20 protein-coding genes and 1 pseudogene are annotated in these 17,083 nt (G+C 31.4%); 1 reads left to right on the forward strand and 20 read right to left on the reverse strand.

Annotated features, from left to right (window positions below):
- Positions 1-29: 29 nt before the first annotated feature.
- The 16 genes from QUF91_RS17600 to QUF91_RS17665 all read right to left on the reverse strand — a co-directional run bounded on the left by QUF91_RS17600 (position 30) and on the right by QUF91_RS17665 (position 10,429).
- Complete coding sequence (locus QUF91_RS17600; RefSeq protein WP_289418808.1) at positions 30-731, reverse strand: YwqG family protein; 702 nt, start codon at positions 729-731, stop codon at positions 30-32.
- Positions 732-959: 228 nt separating this feature from the next.
- On the reverse strand, positions 960-1,613 hold the full coding sequence (locus tag QUF91_RS17605) for an SMI1/KNR4 family protein (RefSeq protein ID WP_289418810.1): 654 nt from the start codon (positions 1,611-1,613) through the stop codon (positions 960-962).
- Between the two features lie 42 nt (positions 1,614-1,655).
- Positions 1,656-2,198 carry an RNA 2'-phosphotransferase gene (locus tag QUF91_RS17610; protein WP_289418813.1) on the reverse strand — a complete coding sequence of 181 codons (543 nt, stop codon included), beginning with the start codon at positions 2,196-2,198 and terminating at the stop codon, positions 1,656-1,658.
- A gap of 966 nt (positions 2,199-3,164) precedes the next feature.
- Positions 3,165-3,542: a hypothetical protein gene (locus QUF91_RS17615; protein WP_289418815.1), complete on the reverse strand. Its 378-nt coding sequence runs from the start codon at positions 3,540-3,542 to the stop codon at positions 3,165-3,167.
- 61 nt (positions 3,543-3,603) lie between these two features.
- The gene (locus QUF91_RS17620; RefSeq protein WP_289418816.1) at positions 3,604-3,984 is read right to left on the reverse strand and encodes a hypothetical protein; all 381 of its coding nucleotides are present in this window, start codon (positions 3,982-3,984) and stop codon (positions 3,604-3,606) included.
- A gap of 33 nt (positions 3,985-4,017) precedes the next feature.
- Entirely contained in the window at positions 4,018-4,248 is a 231-nt protein-coding gene (locus tag QUF91_RS17625; RefSeq protein WP_289418817.1) for a hypothetical protein, read from the reverse strand.
- Positions 4,241-4,942 (reverse strand): Imm3 family immunity protein, encoded by a 702-nt coding sequence (locus QUF91_RS17630; RefSeq protein WP_289418818.1) that lies wholly within the window; start codon positions 4,940-4,942, stop codon positions 4,241-4,243. Before QUF91_RS17630 ends, QUF91_RS17625 begins: the two co-directional genes overlap by 8 nt.
- A gap of 223 nt (positions 4,943-5,165) precedes the next feature.
- Positions 5,166-5,612: an SUKH-3 domain-containing protein gene (locus QUF91_RS17635; protein ID WP_289418820.1), complete on the reverse strand. Its 447-nt coding sequence runs from the start codon at positions 5,610-5,612 to the stop codon at positions 5,166-5,168.
- 9 nt (positions 5,613-5,621) lie between these two features.
- Positions 5,622-5,801: a hypothetical protein gene (locus QUF91_RS17640; RefSeq protein ID WP_289418822.1), complete on the reverse strand. Its 180-nt coding sequence runs from the start codon at positions 5,799-5,801 to the stop codon at positions 5,622-5,624.
- Positions 5,802-5,834: 33 nt separating this feature from the next.
- Positions 5,835-6,053: a hypothetical protein gene (locus tag QUF91_RS17645; RefSeq protein ID WP_289418824.1), complete on the reverse strand. Its 219-nt coding sequence runs from the start codon at positions 6,051-6,053 to the stop codon at positions 5,835-5,837.
- Between the two features lie 755 nt (positions 6,054-6,808).
- Positions 6,809-7,909 (reverse strand): suppressor of fused domain protein, encoded by a 1,101-nt coding sequence (locus QUF91_RS17650; RefSeq protein WP_289418826.1) that lies wholly within the window; start codon positions 7,907-7,909, stop codon positions 6,809-6,811.
- A gap of 91 nt (positions 7,910-8,000) precedes the next feature.
- The gene (locus QUF91_RS17655; protein ID WP_289418828.1) at positions 8,001-8,399 is read right to left on the reverse strand and encodes a hypothetical protein; all 399 of its coding nucleotides are present in this window, start codon (positions 8,397-8,399) and stop codon (positions 8,001-8,003) included.
- A gap of 240 nt (positions 8,400-8,639) precedes the next feature.
- The gene (locus QUF91_RS17660; RefSeq protein WP_285399417.1) at positions 8,640-9,065 is read right to left on the reverse strand and encodes a hypothetical protein; all 426 of its coding nucleotides are present in this window, start codon (positions 9,063-9,065) and stop codon (positions 8,640-8,642) included.
- Positions 9,066-9,103: 38 nt separating this feature from the next.
- A complete protein-coding gene (locus QUF91_RS28155) occupies positions 9,104-9,358 on the reverse strand; it encodes a pentapeptide repeat-containing protein (protein ID WP_285399422.1) in 255 nt (84 codons plus the stop codon).
- Entirely contained in the window at positions 9,316-9,564 is a 249-nt protein-coding gene (locus QUF91_RS28160; RefSeq protein ID WP_350224369.1) for a pentapeptide repeat-containing protein, read from the reverse strand. The genes QUF91_RS28155 and QUF91_RS28160 overlap by 43 nt, the downstream gene beginning before the upstream one ends.
- Positions 9,565-9,718: 154 nt before the next feature.
- Positions 9,719-10,429 (reverse strand): hypothetical protein, encoded by a 711-nt coding sequence (locus tag QUF91_RS17665; protein ID WP_289418831.1) that lies wholly within the window; start codon positions 10,427-10,429, stop codon positions 9,719-9,721.
- A 367-nt stretch (positions 10,430-10,796) separates the two neighbouring features.
- Here QUF91_RS17665 and QUF91_RS17670 point away from each other — a divergent pair, with 367 nt between their 5' ends.
- Positions 10,797-12,032, forward strand: coding sequence for a DUF418 domain-containing protein (locus QUF91_RS17670; protein ID WP_289418832.1), 1,236 nt, complete (start codon positions 10,797-10,799; stop codon positions 12,030-12,032).
- Positions 12,033-12,217: 185 nt separating this feature from the next.
- On the opposite strand, the gene QUF91_RS17675 is transcribed toward QUF91_RS17670, so the two are convergent.
- The 4 genes and pseudogenes from QUF91_RS17675 to QUF91_RS17690 all read right to left on the reverse strand — a co-directional run bounded on the left by QUF91_RS17675 (position 12,218) and on the right by QUF91_RS17690 (position 16,801).
- On the reverse strand, positions 12,218-12,742 hold the full coding sequence (locus QUF91_RS17675) for a hypothetical protein (protein WP_285398796.1): 525 nt from the start codon (positions 12,740-12,742) through the stop codon (positions 12,218-12,220).
- Between the two features lie 201 nt (positions 12,743-12,943).
- A pseudogene (locus QUF91_RS28325) lies at positions 12,944-13,447 on the reverse strand (IS4 family transposase); the annotation flags it as partial.
- 1,020 nt (positions 13,448-14,467) lie between these two features.
- Complete coding sequence (locus QUF91_RS17685; protein ID WP_285400284.1) at positions 14,468-14,755, reverse strand: late competence development ComFB family protein; 288 nt, start codon at positions 14,753-14,755, stop codon at positions 14,468-14,470.
- Positions 14,756-15,307: 552 nt separating this feature from the next.
- On the reverse strand, positions 15,308-16,801 hold the full coding sequence (locus QUF91_RS17690; RefSeq protein ID WP_289418837.1) for a BglG family transcription antiterminator: 1,494 nt from the start codon (positions 16,799-16,801) through the stop codon (positions 15,308-15,310).
- Positions 16,802-17,083: the final 282 nt, after the last annotated feature.

The raw sequence follows: 17,083 nt of genomic DNA on the forward strand, positions 1-17,083 counted from the left end.
TTGCCACTGCCTTCGCGATACGATTTCTATTACATGCTGTAAAGATAATAATAAAGTTTAGAAAAATCCTTTGCGATTAGAGAATCTCGCTCTATAAAAAATTGCATTGTGCCAGAGTCTGCTATCATGGCATATGTCTTTTTAGCATCGCCCTCCATATCTAATTGAAACAGCAGCTCAGCATTGCCATTATTCTCATCAAAACTATTTTTATCCATAAATGCATAGCCACCTATTTTCGTGCCGCTACCATCTGTTTGATCAAAATACTTTGAATATGCAGGGCTCTCCATTGGTAAGTCATATTGAACGGAGCGAGGATCTGTGTACGGTACTAATTCTTCTCGTAATGTTGCCTTAAATGCATAAGGACCACCAAAGATAATTGGTTCGCATAGCTCATACTCCATTTCCTCATCAGAAAAAGGCTCTATATCATGAGATGGCTCAAAGTCCGCATAATACCGACAATAATAACCATCCTCGTAAACACCATAATCCTCATCTGCCAACACAAAAAACTGTAGAAGCCCTTGCTGCGGATAATCTTCCAGCGAAGGTAACTGAGAAAAATTAAGCTGTGCCAAAAACATATAAGGTATGCCACTACTATGTACAGGAAAACTGTCACCTAACTTACAATAAGGTCTTCCACCTAATTTACTATCCGTATAAGTAACTGACTCCTCTACTGCTTGTAAAGCAATCACCTGCTTTAATGAATGCTTCATTATGTATCAATCCTTTCTCGTTGCTCTTAATGATTTCTCTTATTATACATACTCTATATGAGCAAAAAATCTTCAAATAATTCCCATCAAGTAAAATAAAGAAAGTAGCACCTCTTTTGGTTACGATTATTAATTCTTTAGAAGGTGTGTAGTATTTGGTGCTTCCATAAAAAACTTATTCCTACTCACTCTTTTGATTGGAATAAGCTTATTTAATATAACAATCTTTTACTCTTTTATAGTTAAAGGAACTACTGTTAATGCTTGTCCAATTTCCCCCATTGATTCAATTAGCTTTATAGCCTGAATGTATGGATAGTCCTTTACAAGTTCACAAGGAAGATTTTTTGAACACTTTAATAAATCCGAAGCAGATATCTTTATGTGCAGAACGTTTTTTATTTTGACTAAATCTTTTAATCCCCCATTCGGTGAAGCTGTTAACAGAATATTACAAGTATCAATAGGGTCACCTAACTCCTCGTCCTCTGTCTCACTAACACAGCCACTATCAATCCAACGTGTAAAATCTGCGGCGATGATAGTTGCATTTTGTGGATTCATATCTCCGGAACCCACCGAGAAAACCTTACTCTCTTCTGCATTGAGTGCCATTAAAAAGACAGTACCGCCTCCGTCATCACCGATAGCAAGATAACCTTTGGCATATTCATTTACTTCCCACGTCTCGTTTCTTTCTATTATTTCTTCAGTCCCGTAAATCAACACACCACTGGCACTAGAAAGGCCATTAGTGTATTTAAGGAATATTCTATATTCAGCGGGTAGATTAAAGTTTATCATGTCTTCAATGGCAAGTATTTCTTTTTCGCTTGCTGCTGCATATTTATTTAAGTCCTTACTATTAGTTAAATCAAACATTTTTCACCATCCTGTGTAAATACAAAAAGAACACCCAAAAAGTTAATCTATTGATATATATTTAGCATCAATCGAATCCACTAGCCAAACATTATCGTTTCCATAGTAAAATTTAACACCCTGGTCGTAGGCTTCCTTTGCTTTAATCCTCAATATTCGAGGTTCATGATCTCTTCTTTTTCCAACGAGCATAGCGGTCTCCAAATCGACTGATAAATGTACATATTGTCGTGTTTGCGGAAGTAGTCCCTCTATCATTATTTTCCCCAGAAATCTCTTAGCCGTACCATGGTACAATACATTTGGTGGTATTCTTTCTTCTTTTGCTATCTTATGGATACCATTTGAATGTCCATATAACGCTCTAATTTTATTACCCTGTATTTCATGCCGCTTCTTCTCTGCCATATTGACCATTTCAATAAAATCATTAACCTCTAACTTGCTCCACTTCGGAGTGGCTAAAAAAGCGGCTCTTAATTGTTCAAGAGAAACCCAGCCATCATCATCTATTTCTAACTCATATTGCCACGGAGCGTGTCGAAGTGCATACGAAACTTCCTTGCTTAATTCTTCATAAGACATTATTTTTTCTCTCCTCAGTCGTTCAAAGATTTTTCAATAATAGAGCTATTCCTTTGTAACCAATGTCTTGCCTCTTTGCCCACTAGAATTATTGGCTGTTCATGTGTACCAACACTGATGCTTTTTATAAAGAAAAATTAATGCTATCGTATCTGTTGCTAATATATCGAGTAAATTTTCAACATCTTTTAGATTCATATTTATATATATATATTCCTTTTTATGGTAGATGCTATTGAACATTTTATAAAAAACCTCGAAAAGCTTTTTACTAATCAAGGTAATTTAGATCTGTTAAATCTTGTTTCGCTAAATCAAGAGCAACAGATAATTTAATTTGATTTGACTTACTAAGCCCTTGTGAATACTGATGTAATGTTATAGTCTCAACTATCGCTTCTGCTTTACAATTATTCCGATCTAATTCAATCTCTGCTATGATGTTATCATTTATTAAAACCTTATAAATGTCCTCACCTTGTTCAGGTATCCAATGAAGAATATATGCAGTTCATTTCTGGGTATGCATGTTGTATCATTTCAAGAAGCCTTCTATTTTCATCTTTTTTCTTTTTTCAAAAGTGACTGATTAGATTTAATAAGACGTTCTCTTATTTCTTGTTCAGTTTTACTTCCAATAAGTTTTCTATTTTGCACTCTTATTGCTCCAATCATAAATCACAAAATTTCTATACTGAATGAAAGAAAGTAATTCTCCAACTCTAATTACCACTCAAGTCTATAAATTTATTTAAGGGGCAATATTCGACAGTCCCTATCAAACCACCGATGCTCTGCTAAAGTTAAATGGATCCATGTCCTCTTCTTCTAACAAATCCTCAAATTTCTCCGCCCCATATTTTGCAAAATCATATTCAGACTCTGAAATGAAAAATGCTAATAGTAATTTTCCGTCGTTTTCGTTAGAATCTGTACAGGCAATACTATATTCTTCCGGAAAAGCATTCAACTCAGTAAAATAGATAGCACTTTTATTATATTTTGTACAAAAGCTGCATCAATGTTCTCTACTCCACTTATCGCTAAGCCTCTCCCAATATGCATTTGATTATGAACACAGTAAAATACCGTATTTCCAAGAATGTAACCTGAACTATTAAATGCTCCATCAACTACCATGGAAATCTCAAGATAATTGCCCATTATTTCTGTATATTTACTCAAGCCAAGTGTAGTATAAACCAAGCATTCTTCAAAGACATTTTCATACTTCAAAATTTGGATACAAGGCATTTCTTCACTAGATTTATACACCTCTCGATCGATTGGCTCTCCTAAAAATTTAGTGTAATGATCAAAGTAAAGTTCGCCATAGTTAAGCATCCAATCTCTTCTCTTCAATCTACTATATAAGGCATTCAGTAAATACAAATTATTGTCATTTTTAAATTTCAACTAAGGACAACACTTCAAAATCAGCACAGTAAAATTTAATAATGCCGTTTTCATAATCTTCTACTAAATATTTATTACTTGATTCAAAACCATTATTACTTAAATTATTAATGGTAAAACCCATTAATTGGTTGTAACTGTTTCCAAATCCTATTAAATCAAGGACAGAAACATCATTAAATTTCATCTTCAACATATACTTTTTTCTATCCAATTCTACTAAAAAATCTACTTCTAAATAGGAAACCTCATCATAATATGAATTGTATCCTATAAAATAATGGAAACTAGTAATATAAGTAACATTCGTTGAATTAAAATTGGGAATCTTTTTTGGAATTTCTGTTTCTTCATACCACTCTTTTGTCATTTGTATTATTACTCCTTTGACCATTGTTTATGATTAAAGATACCCTCTATCTTCAATAGCAGCACTTTCATCTGCAATAAAGACCGTATTCCCGATTAGGCCAAGTTGTAAATAACCTGGTGGATACTTTACATCTACAATCCAAGCATAGCAGTCAATATCCATAACATAGTTCTCCAATTCAATTGTAGAATACTGATCGTTTAGAAAATTCTTTGAAACGATAAAACCACCATATCCATCATTGTTTATTTTCTTATTCATACTCTTTAATTTTTAATAGCACATTGCAAATTCGAACTGCTAATTTTTTTTGTTCATCTTTAGATAATTGTTCATCACTAACGTCTTTTATACAGAACGATTGCAACTCATATTTAACATCTTGAAAACCTTTCACTCCTGTTAATCCCTGATTCAATAAGTATTCAGCGAGTGTAGTATAAACAATGAATTTTTCACTTTTTGTATTCCTACAATCTCTATCAAATCGTTGCAATACAGCGGGCACCAACGAATCTACATTTTTATTTTCTAACACAAGATTGTTTAAAAATTTTTGGACTTCTTCTATTAATTCATCATAATACCAACAAACACTTGAATAATAATCTAGCGGCATTTTTTTCAGCTCTTGTAAAACACGTTTTTGTCTAGAAAACAATTCATTAAATTGTTCTAGCGTTAATTTATTTTCTTGTTTAATTACTGTAAAATCCAATTCCGTTAGTGCTTGTTCAATATAATTCTTAAAAGTAAAAAGAACTTTTAGATGAGTAATTATTATTTCTGAAAATATTACAAAAACCATTGCTTTATCTGTTTCACTTTCTTTCGGCAACATATCATATTCATAAAAAGCTCTTGCTATCGCCTCTTTCCTACTCATTTTTTCTTCCTCAACTAATTCACCATAAACTTCATATATATAATATTTGTATTCTTCATAACTAAACACCAAATCTAACTCCTCCTACCACTTTACAAAGTCAGGTAACAATTAGATTATAACTTCCAAATAAGTTTTTTTCAGTTAATAAATGATAAATAGTCTGTTTCTCCGTAATCTTTTACTCCTTTCAACTTATTAATACAAAAAAGCACTTGATGCCTACAATCAAGTACTTAAAACTCCAACAATATTTCATTAGTTTATGTTCTTTTCTATTACATCACCTATTTTAATTGATTTCTTCCGGTATTTTAAATAAGCAAAGAGTATCTAATGCTTCAAAAATGTTGTCGCCGAATTTATATAATGAGCTTGCATTTTTACCAAATACCTTACCCGATTGAGAGATAAACATAATTAAATAACCACGATATGCTTCACCCACTACAATAAGAGGCTCATTTATCCGCTCCTCAAATTCCTCAAAGTCTTCTTTTTCATAATAATCCCCTACTGTTTCTTCAGGGCTAAAATGAAATATTTCTATACTTCCGTCAGGGTGTTTAAATTTATATGTCATCCCACCAAAAACGGTTAATACATCAATCACCGAATCATACACTTGATATCCCATCGCTTCCAAAAACATTACGGTTTTAGTTACGTCAATCTTATTATTTGGATTCCAGCCTACCTGTAATAGTATATCTCTCGTTTTTACCGATAAATTCTCCATAAGTACTCTTTACCAATTCCCTCTCTCAAAATCATCATTATCTATTTCTTTAACAAATACCGATATCCACAATGCGGTATGCTCAATTGGATCAGTTTCAATATATATACCATTTGAACTAACATAGACTTCTTCAAAATCATCATATTCAAAACTCGGCTCTACTTGGAGCACTTCATCAATATGCATACCAATATGTATCTTGTTAAATAATAACCCTTTTTAATCTTTCAATGCCGTTATCTTAAAGAGCTTCCCATTCATCAAATTGAACCACAGGTCTACAGAATCTTTAATTTCATATCTAATAAAAAACGTTGTAACCAACCTTGACTTCTCATCCATATTAGCAATTAAATCGTAGAACTGGCTTATATGACTATAAAGCTTAATCCCTCCAAGTCCTACCCAAGGAACAATAGGTAAATTGTTATCAATCACTCCACTCACTCCCTTTACAGAAACTAGGATAAATTCTCTCTGTTTTGCTTTACTCTGAACAAATATCCAGAATATAAAAAACAAAGCATACTCCATGTTGTTTATTATGGTTGGGTATCAAGACCATCCAGTATTGGAATAATACCACTCGCACCCTCATTTATAAACATTAATTATAAATATTTACACATCCGTTCGGAAAAATCCTATTTCATATGGAAATAAATATTCATCCCCTTTTCTATCTACCACATTTGTACTAGTCTCTATTTTTTAAATCTCTTTTTCATTCTTATAACAGCTAGTGTCTTGTATATCAATATTCCTTCCTGGATACCAACCAGACTGTTTTTATATTTTAATTGTTTCTTCAGAAAATGGTTTCATAATAGTTTCCTCTTAAAATCATTAATAAAATCTGTCCGACATTAGAAGCTGGGGTAAAGCACAACAAAAGATTACCTCAACATTCTGCAGGTTAACTCCCAAGCCTGATGCTCCCAACTTTATCCTTTATTCTCTTCCAGACCTGCTTTGTCATAGCTTTCTTCTTCCACAAGACTCCTTCTAACTCATGTTATAAGTCGGAATAAGCCTCTTCCAAAAATGATATCTCGAATAATAAGTGAATCTTTAAAATACTCCACCAAGATGTTCTCCTTATTATTTCCAGGTATTTATCGCCACTAATAAGTACTCGATTCTTCTAGTAGAATTTTTGATAATTTTGTTCCATCAAACTTATTCCCCCATCCTTAATCCTCTTTAATAGAAAATTTTTCAAAAGGTTTAATGTCCGGCAAAGGGAAATTGTTTACAATCATAGTATAAATAAGTATCTCTAATGAATTTAGACTCTCTTCACCGTACCCACTTATACTACTATAAGCATGACTTTGTCCAAGCTCATGAATGTCTGTTAATAATGTATCAATAGATTCATCAATTTTTTGATATAAATTATACAAATAATAAAATTCATTTTCAGTTAATCGTTCAAAATCGTCTTCATCATATTCTTTAGATTCCAATAGACCATCTGGAATTAATTCGGCTGTTGCTGAATTACAATCATCTAAATTATTAGAACTTGTGAATTCCCAGAGGTAATTTACAACTGGTTTCCAGTCACTAAGATCATAGTTTAAGGTTATTAGTGCATTTTCAAAACAACTTATGCCATATGCAACTCTACCTCTAAATGAAATTTCTTTAAATTTTCCTATGTCCTTGAATTTTCCCTTTTTCTTTATTCTCTCTCTTTGTATGTCAAGTACATCTGTAATTCCGAACTCTTCAAACCTTTCTAATAAATATACATGTCCGTATTGTAAAGCTAACATTCTTTCTTCTGTATAAATAGGTATTAATGTATAAAAATTAATGATTCTATTTTCCGAATCTATAAAACTTCTCATTTCTTTAGATGTACTGATTAAAATACACGATAATGCTGTATTGAAAGCGAATGGAGTTGGAGGTTCCCCATTTGGCAGCATGACTCCTTCTTCTAACCATCCATCATATTGATGTGGAATGTGAGCAACCATTCTCAACCACTTCAAAGGCCAGTAATAATCTTGGTTCGTCATTTCATTTCTACTTATTGGCCAATTTGCAGGCAACTTTAAGACTAATTCAGCGTACTTACTTCCCTTACATTCTTCTGAAACATCCATTGCACAATCACTCATTCCTGTAGTTACAAGCGTGATAAAATCATTTTCTTGCGACGGCAGGATAACTTGAATATCGATTGCCACCCTACTGCCAGGTATGATTTCACTGATTGTATTATTGATAGGACCAAACTGTTTTGTTATAAAATCTAAAATATCTGTGGTTTCATTTTGCATACTAGCTTCATCCCTTTCTTTTCTACTGGGTTCATGGCTAATATTATCCCTATATAATATCTAACGGCATTGAGATGCTGTCCTTTTTGTATCACTTGTAAAACTCTTCCACTGAAATTACTTCCATAGAGATACAATAAAACTCAATAAATTCGAATCCATCATTTTCACCATATCCACTATCATCATGTACATGATAACGCTGGCTGCTTACCAAACCTTGCTCCTTCATATCATGAATAATTAAGTCCCTCGACAATGGAAAAGTTGTTGCTTTTCTTATCGTTAAATCATCAACATTATAATATCTAATCTTTATTTTGAATGGTTCCTTTGTTTGTAAAAGGGTAACATGAAATGTAAGATCCATTGTTCCAACATAATTATCTTCAAAATCATTTCCAACATTATATTCAATATTTACTATTCTCTCGTAAAACCATGTACCATCTAGTGTCCGTTTAATCAGTTCTTTGTTCTTTAAATGCATAATGTTCTAACCACCTTTTTATCTACAAGAATATCCTGTTCTATATACCAGAAACCTAATGGGACTCATACTAGGTATAAATATTGTTAGGTTCCTTTATCCTAATCAAACAGGAACACTAATGTAAATTCCGAACAAACTAAGTAGTAATATTAGTATTGTTATCTAGAGCTATAATTGTAATCTCCTCACAAAAAAATGTATTCATATTCATGCAATGATTAAATATTTTCTTGATATTTAAATGTATTGTTTTGCTACCTCACTTTTAGGTTTTAAGTTTAATATTTGTTCAGCTAATGTTTTAGCTTCTTGATCACTAAGTAATTTATCAGGTATGTCATTAAAAAATAATAAATATTCTTTAAGTTCTACTTCATCTTCATCAAATTCTACTGCCTTTTTTGCGTGATAAAATGCCGCTTGATAAGCCCCATTTAAATGACATAATGGGTGAGATAGTATAATTGAAGCAATATAGTGAAGAAAAGCTGTTTCCTTCCTTTTTAACAGGTCTAAAACAAAAGAATAATATATGATGTTTTCTGATTTATAACACAATTCCAAAATACTGCATTCGAAATCATCTTTAGCCATACCATCCACAAAGGCTATGGCTTCTGTAAATTTTAACGAAAAAATTAAGTTTTCTAGTCTAGTTTTCATTTTAGATTTACCTCGCTTACTGTTATATCAGAGAAGTATCAACCCAATTTAGAAAAATAGTTTTTAATTTCATTCCCTAGATAAATTTTTGCTTCACCATTTATAATGATGTTTGTATTCTTAAAATCTACACTTTCTATCCCAACCGCTTCATCAAATCTTAATTTTTCAAATGAACAATCAATAAACTTCACATTATGAAATATCGATGAGTGAAAACTAGAAATATCAAAATTTACATCTTTAAATATTACATTTGAAAAACTCGCATTAATAAAAGAACAATTACGTATCTCTGAGTCAACGTCGTTTCAGAAAAATTACACTCATAAAAACTAGTTCTAAAAGCATTAATACCTGCAATATTTGATTTCTTAAATATTGCATAATCAGAGTTCCCTTTAATATAAATATTATTCTCAAAAGTACTACCGCATAAAGAAGCTTCACTTAAGTAAACTTTCGAAAAATCACATCCCTTAAAATTCATTTCTAAAATGCTACTATTGTTTAATCATTATCTGTAAATATTCCGAATCATCACCAAAACGTGTGGTTGATTTCCATTCCGGCTGAGCGCTTTCCTAGGGGCGTCTAGCCTTCACTTTAATCAATTTATATACAAAGGCTAGTGTCATCCACAACTTTTAGAATTAAATATAGTCTATTACATTTAATATAGTGTCTCTTAGTGCCTTATACCGTAAGTCATCATGAGTTAATGCTTGTTCGTAAATTTCCAAAAATAAAATTTTTAATTCTGATCTTTCATGTTGTGTCAAATCATCATCAATTTTTTCAAGTAATTGAAAAAAACTACCTAGCATAATACAAATGTCAGATTCAATATTTTCATTTTCGTCAATTAGATATTCATTGTCAGGTAGTATGTGATTACTAGCCTTGTATATCACAATTCCTATCATCTCGTTATTCTGTAAAACAATTGAAAAGTCTACGGTCACCTTTACTTCAATGGAAGGCTCTGTTCTGATCCATTTTTCAGAATAGGACAGTAAAATATCCCCTTCAACATAGTACTCGGTAAAATCTGATAATTTACAATCAAAATTCCCTTCCTCACTTATTTTAATATTGCCACATTTCACCTCCTTGAATACTATAGACATTTTATCTCTTTTTACTTTTATTGGCTCTTTCAATTTTATAACTGCACTTATAAAATCCAAACTGTCTTTATCAAATAATATAGTATCTACATCAGACCATAACCAATTAAAACTACCATAACTTGTATTTTTCAGCATTTCTATTTCGTAATAATTTTTCCCTTTACCAATCCATAGACTAGACAAGTACCATCTTATTTTTATATTGCTTATTATCTGTCTTTCATTAATCATTATTCCCATGCCTATTTGTGTAATAGCTGCTCTGCAGATAGCATAGTACACTTAAACTTTTCAACGTCTCCGCTTTCACCTTTACACATTTCCTCCCTTTATACCTTTAAATTAAAATCTTTAAATTATCCTTGCGTTGTCTGTTTGTCTTTTCCCAATCTAAAACAGATATATCTCAACCTACATTTTCCAAGTATACATAAAGAAAGGTTAATTTTTCCACGAAAATATTTTACAAAAATTATAATATCTAAGTTTTCCTTATAAAATCTTGATAATTATAAGTTAAAGTTTCATTTACAAAGGTTTTTTCAGCAGTGAACTACTTGTTGAAGAAACTAAATAATAATCAAAAGGATGAATGTATATGAAACAAAAGCTTTCACCCATTTCTGCCAAAGAGAGGATTGAATCACTCGATGTATTAAGGGGGTTCGCATTATTCGGAATCATACTAGCAAATATTATTTGGTTCCTTTATCCTGTCTACATGCAGGAGGATCCAAGTTTTAAAAATGAATGGACTTCTTTTTGGAATCAAGCTGGTTACACAGTCAAATCTCTTCTTTCTATGTTTGTCGATGGAAAATTTGTCATGCTCTTTTCCATGTTGTTCGGTTTTGGAATGGTCATCATGCAGGAAAGAGCAGCAGCAAAGCAATTAAACTTCTGGGGAATTTATTCTAGACGCCTAATTGCGTTATTTATTTTCGGTTGTATCCATGCATACTTCATTTGGTTCGGAGATATTTTAACGGACTACGCAATTTTAGGATTATTGCTCCTTCTTATGCATAAGTTAAAGCCTAATGCTATGTTAATCATTAGCTTAACTTTATATAGTCTACTTTTTGGACTTTTAACGTTTGGAGCTTTATCTTCCGATTCTACTATGACAATACCAATGTCAGAGGAAAGTCGTCAGCTCATGCAAGTTACGATAGATGCCCATCAAAATGGCAATATTCAACAATTAATGGATGCTAATTTTATGGAAAGAACTTTTTATACAATGCGTAATGGGCTATATGTTCTTTTTCTAGGTAATCCTATATTTTATTTATTTTCAAATCTTCCGTTTTTACTGATGTTCTTATTCGGGGCAGCTATCGCGAAGAAAAAATGGCTTCATCGTTTTGAAGAATACCGAAAAGGTTTTTTCATTACTTGGCTAATGACATTAATAATTGGTGGAACATTGAGCTGGATACTACCTTTCCTTTTAGAAAATTCATCTGCTGCTCAAACAATACAATATATTAGCTCACCGCTCCTAACTATCTTTTATGCTATTAGCTTGATCTTCATCTATCACACGGTTAAAGGGAAGAAAGTTTTACAGTGGTTAGCGTTCCCTGGAAGAATGGCATTCACAAACTATATCGGGCAATCTATCATTTGTACATTTTTATTTGGGCCGTTTGCATTTGGTGTATACGGAAAACTACACTTAACGACAGCCATCATCATCGCCATTGTCATTTTTGTGCTACAAATGATTATTAGTAAACTGTGGTTATCCAAATTCCGCTTCGGACCATTGGAATATGCTTGGAGATCTTTTACTTATTTAGGCATTAAGAAGGAATCAAAAAATGCTTAGGTTGCAATTTGGTGAAATTTCTCTTTGATTCATATAAAATTCTCGATAAAACGAACTAAAGGGCTGCCAGTTGACAGCCCCTTTACGTTTTTTTTCTAAGTTGTATCCTATTGATTTTCCAGCTTTTTATACCATCTATCCTTCTACGCCTTATCTGAATACAAAAGGAAATATACCCTAAAAAATTATAAGATGCTTGAAATACTTTTTCCATCAAACGCATTTCCCCATCCATTATTCTCTTCTATCGAGAATCTCTCAAAAGGATTGATATCAGGTAAGGGTACATTGCTTTTCACCATATGGTTGATTAGTATCTCTAGTTCATCTAAACTATTTTGTCCATATTCCACTATTCTACTGTATGCATGACTTATACCAATATCATAAATCGACGTCATTACAAAATCTATTTTTTTATCAATATTTTGGTATAATCGATGGAGGTATTTGAAGTTTTTTTCATCTAAATATTCAAAGTGATGCTCTTCATATGATTTAAATTCCAGTAAATTTTCTGGGATTATTTCAGCTACAATGCCGCCCCAATCATCTAGATACTTTATACTCGTAAATTCCCACAAATATTCTAAAACGATTCTCCACTCATTAACATTATAATTTAAAGCTATTAATGTATTCTCAAAACAGCTAATTCCGTATGAAACTCTACCATTCAATGATATTTTTTTAAAATAATTTATGTTCATCGCAAGACACCATCCTTTATTTACCACTCAAAATATCGCTAACTTTCTTTTAAATATATATGAATTTTCACAGACAGGCTTTGAAGTTCTGAAGCTTTTTAACAATATCACTTTGTTTTATCTAGATACAAAATTTCAGATAGTTTACTACCTTCAAAGGTATTTCCCCATCCATTATCCTCTTTAAGTATTAATAAGTACTCAACTTTCGCACCCTGAAAGATCGAAACATTGCTTGAAATAACTAGGCAGAGCTGCTAACCATTTGTTCATTTGACTTTTAAAAATGTCCATGTTTAAAACAACTTTAGCTTCTGCTAAAGTTTGAAAAATATCAATCAGTGATTGGAGAGCTGTGAGATAATCCATGTCTATAACATCTTCACACAGCACATAAAATAAATTACCAAATGTCTTTGAATCAGCTTCTTTTCGCCTTTGCCAGGCTATCAAAACATAACGCGTAAAAATAATCGTTGTATGGCTAATCAATAAATCAGATGAACGCCCTTGAAACTATTTTTCTAACTGTAGCAGTGATTTATTGCATTTAAAAAACACTTCAATATCCCAACTCATGCCGTAAATGCGAATGATTTCTTCATTGTCGAGCGTCGTATCTGTACTCAAAATAGCGAGCCATTCACTACGTTTATTGCGATTACGGATAAAGAGAATTTTCTCTGGAATCCCGTTATCTAATGATAAAAAACCTTCCACTATGTGAAAGGTAAATTTTCTAGTATAAAAACAACCCTAAGCTACTGCTTGCATTTCCTTTAAAAGTTACCCATTTACACCAATCATGAGCGGTCAAAAAGCTTGACTGTGTTCCTAACTGTAGGTCCCTTTACAGGGGTTTTGTGTAAGAACAATTTTCTTAAAAGCTATAGAAAAATATCGCAGCAACTGTTAATCCCGGATTATTTGTAGCAATCGTTCTCTAATTTCTTGCCAATTTTTATTTAAGTCTACTGTTAAAACTTTTATCAAATATCCATTCATCTCAAATACTTGATTAATCTCCTTCGATGTTTGGGGATATAACAAAATTCCTGTCATTTGATTACACTTTTTCACATTTGAAAGGTAACCAAATAATTGATAAATATTTTCTGGATTTATTTAAAAGTAAAGCTATCTAATCTATTTTATATCCTAAAACTCTTACTATGTCTTTCCATTTCAATCTGATCTCATCTTCTAAAAATACGCTACTACCTATTTTTCTATGTATTCTTTCCTTACTTGGAAATAAACCATTCTTATGCAAACCCACCGCTGCCTTTCGAACATCCTACAAAATTCTTTCTATTATCATTGTTAAATATTCTTTATATCGTGTACTTACTTTTTACATAAATCTGGTGCATATCTTCTTACAGTCCTTAAGGCTAATTTATTTCCTTTTGTTAATTGTGTAAAACTGATAGGAATCTCACCAGTAAGACATTTTTTTAAAAACTAAAGGTAATACTGGCTGAAGGAAATAAGTACACAAAGATTACGACATATATATTGTTCATTTCATAATTTGAAATACAAGTTTGACTTCTATTCATTTGAGTAACAAATCTTCTTGTGACATGTACAATATTCAATACTTAGTTATGTCGCAAACACAGGAGCATTTAAGAAGGTATGTTCTTTCTACTATTTGTCCTGAATGTGTACTCCCTTTAGCATATAAATAATTTTGGCTCTCTTGGGATCTAGATGTTTCAATTATAAAGATATTGGTTGAGGATGATTATTTTCCGCATGTAATGCATGAATAATCTCTTTATTGATTAATTTCAGATTTTCAGGAGTTTTCATAATTTCAAACGCTACATCTCGGTATTCATTAGATGTAACATACGTGTTTGGCAATTCATTCATTGTATGTGCTACTACGGCAAGTTCACAGATTTCACATTTACAAAATGTTTGATATTCCGGTCCTTGTAGTAGAAAACGCACTAAACCACGCACAATTTCTTCTGTAACATTTACTAAAATAGGATTTGACATATTCAAACCTTCACCTCATTTTATATTTTATTGTTGTACTATTCCTGAAACGATAATAGTGTTAACAAAGCCTTGCTCAAGAATATCTAGCCAACTGGCTTCTTCTAAGTAAAATTATATAGAATTACACGAAAATCATCCTATTAAATTTTACCTACTACTAGGTACATTTTGTTAGGTATGACCTCTTAATTATCTATGTAATTACCTAAATAGAAGCGTTCCAAATGGTCCTATTTACACTTTTTAACAGTTGTTATAAAAATGTTTCATTAATTAAATTCTGTATCCCCATAATTGGAAAGTTATTTATTAAACTAGCCATCGAACCTACTAATATCTAAGGGATTAACATAGTAAATGAATTACGAATCGCAATTAAACAGGTGAACAGTAGGAGCACAGCGAAACAATAAAATATGACAAGGATTAGATACGTGAAAATGCCAATCTTCATCAGAAAAAATTTGAACATAAAACGCCCCGCAATAGTTAGATTTTGTGGTCTAACTTTTACAGGGCGTTTCATTTGGAGGATGGTTGTAATGTCACTTATTCATATATATATTTACCTATATTATCAATATCCCGCTCTGTTACAAAAGGCTGGATTTGTTTGACCGGATGTGATTTTATTCTAAGCGGTATAGTAGAAATAATAAAATCTATATCATAATCTACTTCCAACTCTTTTTCTTCTGCTAAGTTAGTCGAAATAAGAGGTGGAAATTCTATTTTATTTCCAAATTGATTCTTTAATTTCGCTGAAATATATTTTTTCCAGCCTCTTCCTTCTCCTGCAATGATAAGAGTTTTTTTGGGTCTAAATTCATTAGAAATTCGAGAAGCTTCTATGTACATTACTATATTAATAATTTCTTCATCTGGTACATGATTAGTTATTTTATGCTTTCGTACCCAATCTATATATACGTCCTTAACTTTCAGAAAAGTTTTAAAGTGTTGTTTTTTCATAGAAGATGTAGTGTTTTTTTTATTACCTGGAATATAAGAAAGCAAATTTAAAATATGTACTTTCTTACTAAAGTATAGAATAATTGAATAGATAAATTCCTCATCTTTAATGAAATAATTACCAAATTTATTATCTAACATAGATATAAAATCTCTTGTGATATTATACACAGGTAAACTACTTTCATAAAATAAGCTTACTTCATTTTTTCTTTCTTTATCTGGATACTTATATATATAATCCAAACATTTAAAAACAATCGTTATAGTAATTTTTTCTGCGTCAGAAAATGCTATATTATGATCTCTTTCCACCTGATCTAAATGTAAAGATATTTCATTGTACTGCGGTGTATCCCAATTATGATTTGAAAATTCATTAATCCATTGTAATTCATGTCCTTGTTGCTTCCTTAATAGTAAAATAGCTAAAAAATATGCAAATTTACGTCTAGAACTTATATATAAAACAATATCCATCGAATTTTCTACTCTCTCTATAAAATCAAAAATATTATCTTTGGCAAATGAAAATGGCCAATCTGTACTCATGAAAGCTTTTGAATATAATTTAGTAAACATATGGATTACTCTCCAGTTATCTCCTACTATCTTAATCGGTTTCCTTTCAAGTTTTAAACCAAAATGAGCTAAGTCTCTTTCAACTTTTTTTAAAGCTTTAGAGACAACATATGGTTGAACAAACAGTTCTTCAGCTATATTCACTACCGTTGTTTCATTGTTCTCTATTAACTTATTTAAAATCTGAAATGTTAAAGATTTTCTAAAAAATAACGTAATCACTTCATTTACTGATGCATGGATAGGCATTATTAATTGAACACCATAACCTTTTTTTATTTCAATACTCCAATTTTCAGGTATTACACCTTTTATATAATTCAAATCTTTTCTAATAGTTTTATCTGTAGCTTCTATGGCATTCGATATCTCTTCGAATGTATACCACCTATTTTCATTTGAAAGAAATTGTATTACTTTGATTTTTCGTTGTAAATCTGATTGCATCTTAACTTCAAATCCATTATCCTCCACAAAAAAATTACGCATTATTTTCATCCTTTATAACTTAATTTTCCCTAACCTATTAATTGTTAAAATGATGTTATTATCAGGGATCATCACCATAAGCGTGTGATTTATTTCCATTCCGACTGTGCGCTTTCACTCTGATTTCACGAAGTCGTCATGCTTTTTAACAAATGTCATCCACAACTTTTGGTGAAGAGCTATTATCAAACTAAATTTCCTTTTTATTCAAAACCATTTTTAAAAATTTCTATATTATAAAAATACAGCATTTATTATACCTTAATACGTATTTTGCAGGGG

This window comes from Lysinibacillus sp. G4S2 (assembly GCF_030348505.1).
Lineage (GTDB): Bacteria > Bacillota > Bacilli > Bacillales_A > Planococcaceae > Lysinibacillus.

What these genes read in the sequence shown, in the direction of transcription:
- QUF91_RS17615 (WP_289418815.1), bottom strand. Translation starts at nt 3,542, where the DNA reads ATGCTTAACTATGGCGAACTTTACTTTGATCATTACACTAAATTTTTA.
- QUF91_RS17620 (WP_289418816.1), bottom strand. Translation starts at nt 3,984, where the DNA reads ATGACAAAAGAGTGGTATGAAGAAACAGAAATTCCAAAAAAGATTCCC.
- QUF91_RS17665 (WP_289418831.1), bottom strand. Translation starts at nt 10,429, where the DNA reads ATGATTAATGAAAGACAGATAATAAGCAATATAAAAATAAGATGGTAC.
- QUF91_RS17660 (WP_285399417.1), bottom strand. Translation starts at nt 9,065, where the DNA reads ATGAAAACTAGACTAGAAAACTTAATTTTTTCGTTAAAATTTACAGAA.
- QUF91_RS17670 (WP_289418832.1), top strand. Translation starts at nt 10,797, where the DNA reads ATGAAACAAAAGCTTTCACCCATTTCTGCCAAAGAGAGGATTGAATCA.
- QUF91_RS17625 (WP_289418817.1), bottom strand. Translation starts at nt 4,248, where the DNA reads ATGAATAAGAAAATAAACAATGATGGATATGGTGGTTTTATCGTTTCA.
- QUF91_RS17685 (WP_285400284.1), bottom strand. Translation starts at nt 14,755, where the DNA reads ATGTCAAATCCTATTTTAGTAAATGTTACAGAAGAAATTGTGCGTGGT.
- QUF91_RS17690 (WP_289418837.1), bottom strand. Translation starts at nt 16,801, where the DNA reads ATGCGTAATTTTTTTGTGGAGGATAATGGATTTGAAGTTAAGATGCAA.
- QUF91_RS17655 (WP_289418828.1), bottom strand. Translation starts at nt 8,399, where the DNA reads ATGCATTTAAAGAACAAAGAACTGATTAAACGGACACTAGATGGTACA.
- QUF91_RS17635 (WP_289418820.1), bottom strand. Translation starts at nt 5,612, where the DNA reads ATGGAGAATTTATCGGTAAAAACGAGAGATATACTATTACAGGTAGGC.
- QUF91_RS17600 (WP_289418808.1), bottom strand. Translation starts at nt 731, where the DNA reads ATGAAGCATTCATTAAAGCAGGTGATTGCTTTACAAGCAGTAGAGGAG.
- QUF91_RS17650 (WP_289418826.1), bottom strand. Translation starts at nt 7,909, where the DNA reads ATGCAAAATGAAACCACAGATATTTTAGATTTTATAACAAAACAGTTT.
- QUF91_RS17610 (WP_289418813.1), bottom strand. Translation starts at nt 2,198, where the DNA reads ATGTCTTATGAAGAATTAAGCAAGGAAGTTTCGTATGCACTTCGACAC.
- QUF91_RS17605 (WP_289418810.1), bottom strand. Translation starts at nt 1,613, where the DNA reads ATGTTTGATTTAACTAATAGTAAGGACTTAAATAAATATGCAGCAGCA.
- QUF91_RS17675 (WP_285398796.1), bottom strand. Translation starts at nt 12,742, where the DNA reads ATGAACATAAATTATTTTAAAAAAATATCATTGAATGGTAGAGTTTCA.
- QUF91_RS17640 (WP_289418822.1), bottom strand. Translation starts at nt 5,801, where the DNA reads ATGCATATTGATGAAGTGCTCCAAGTAGAGCCGAGTTTTGAATATGAT.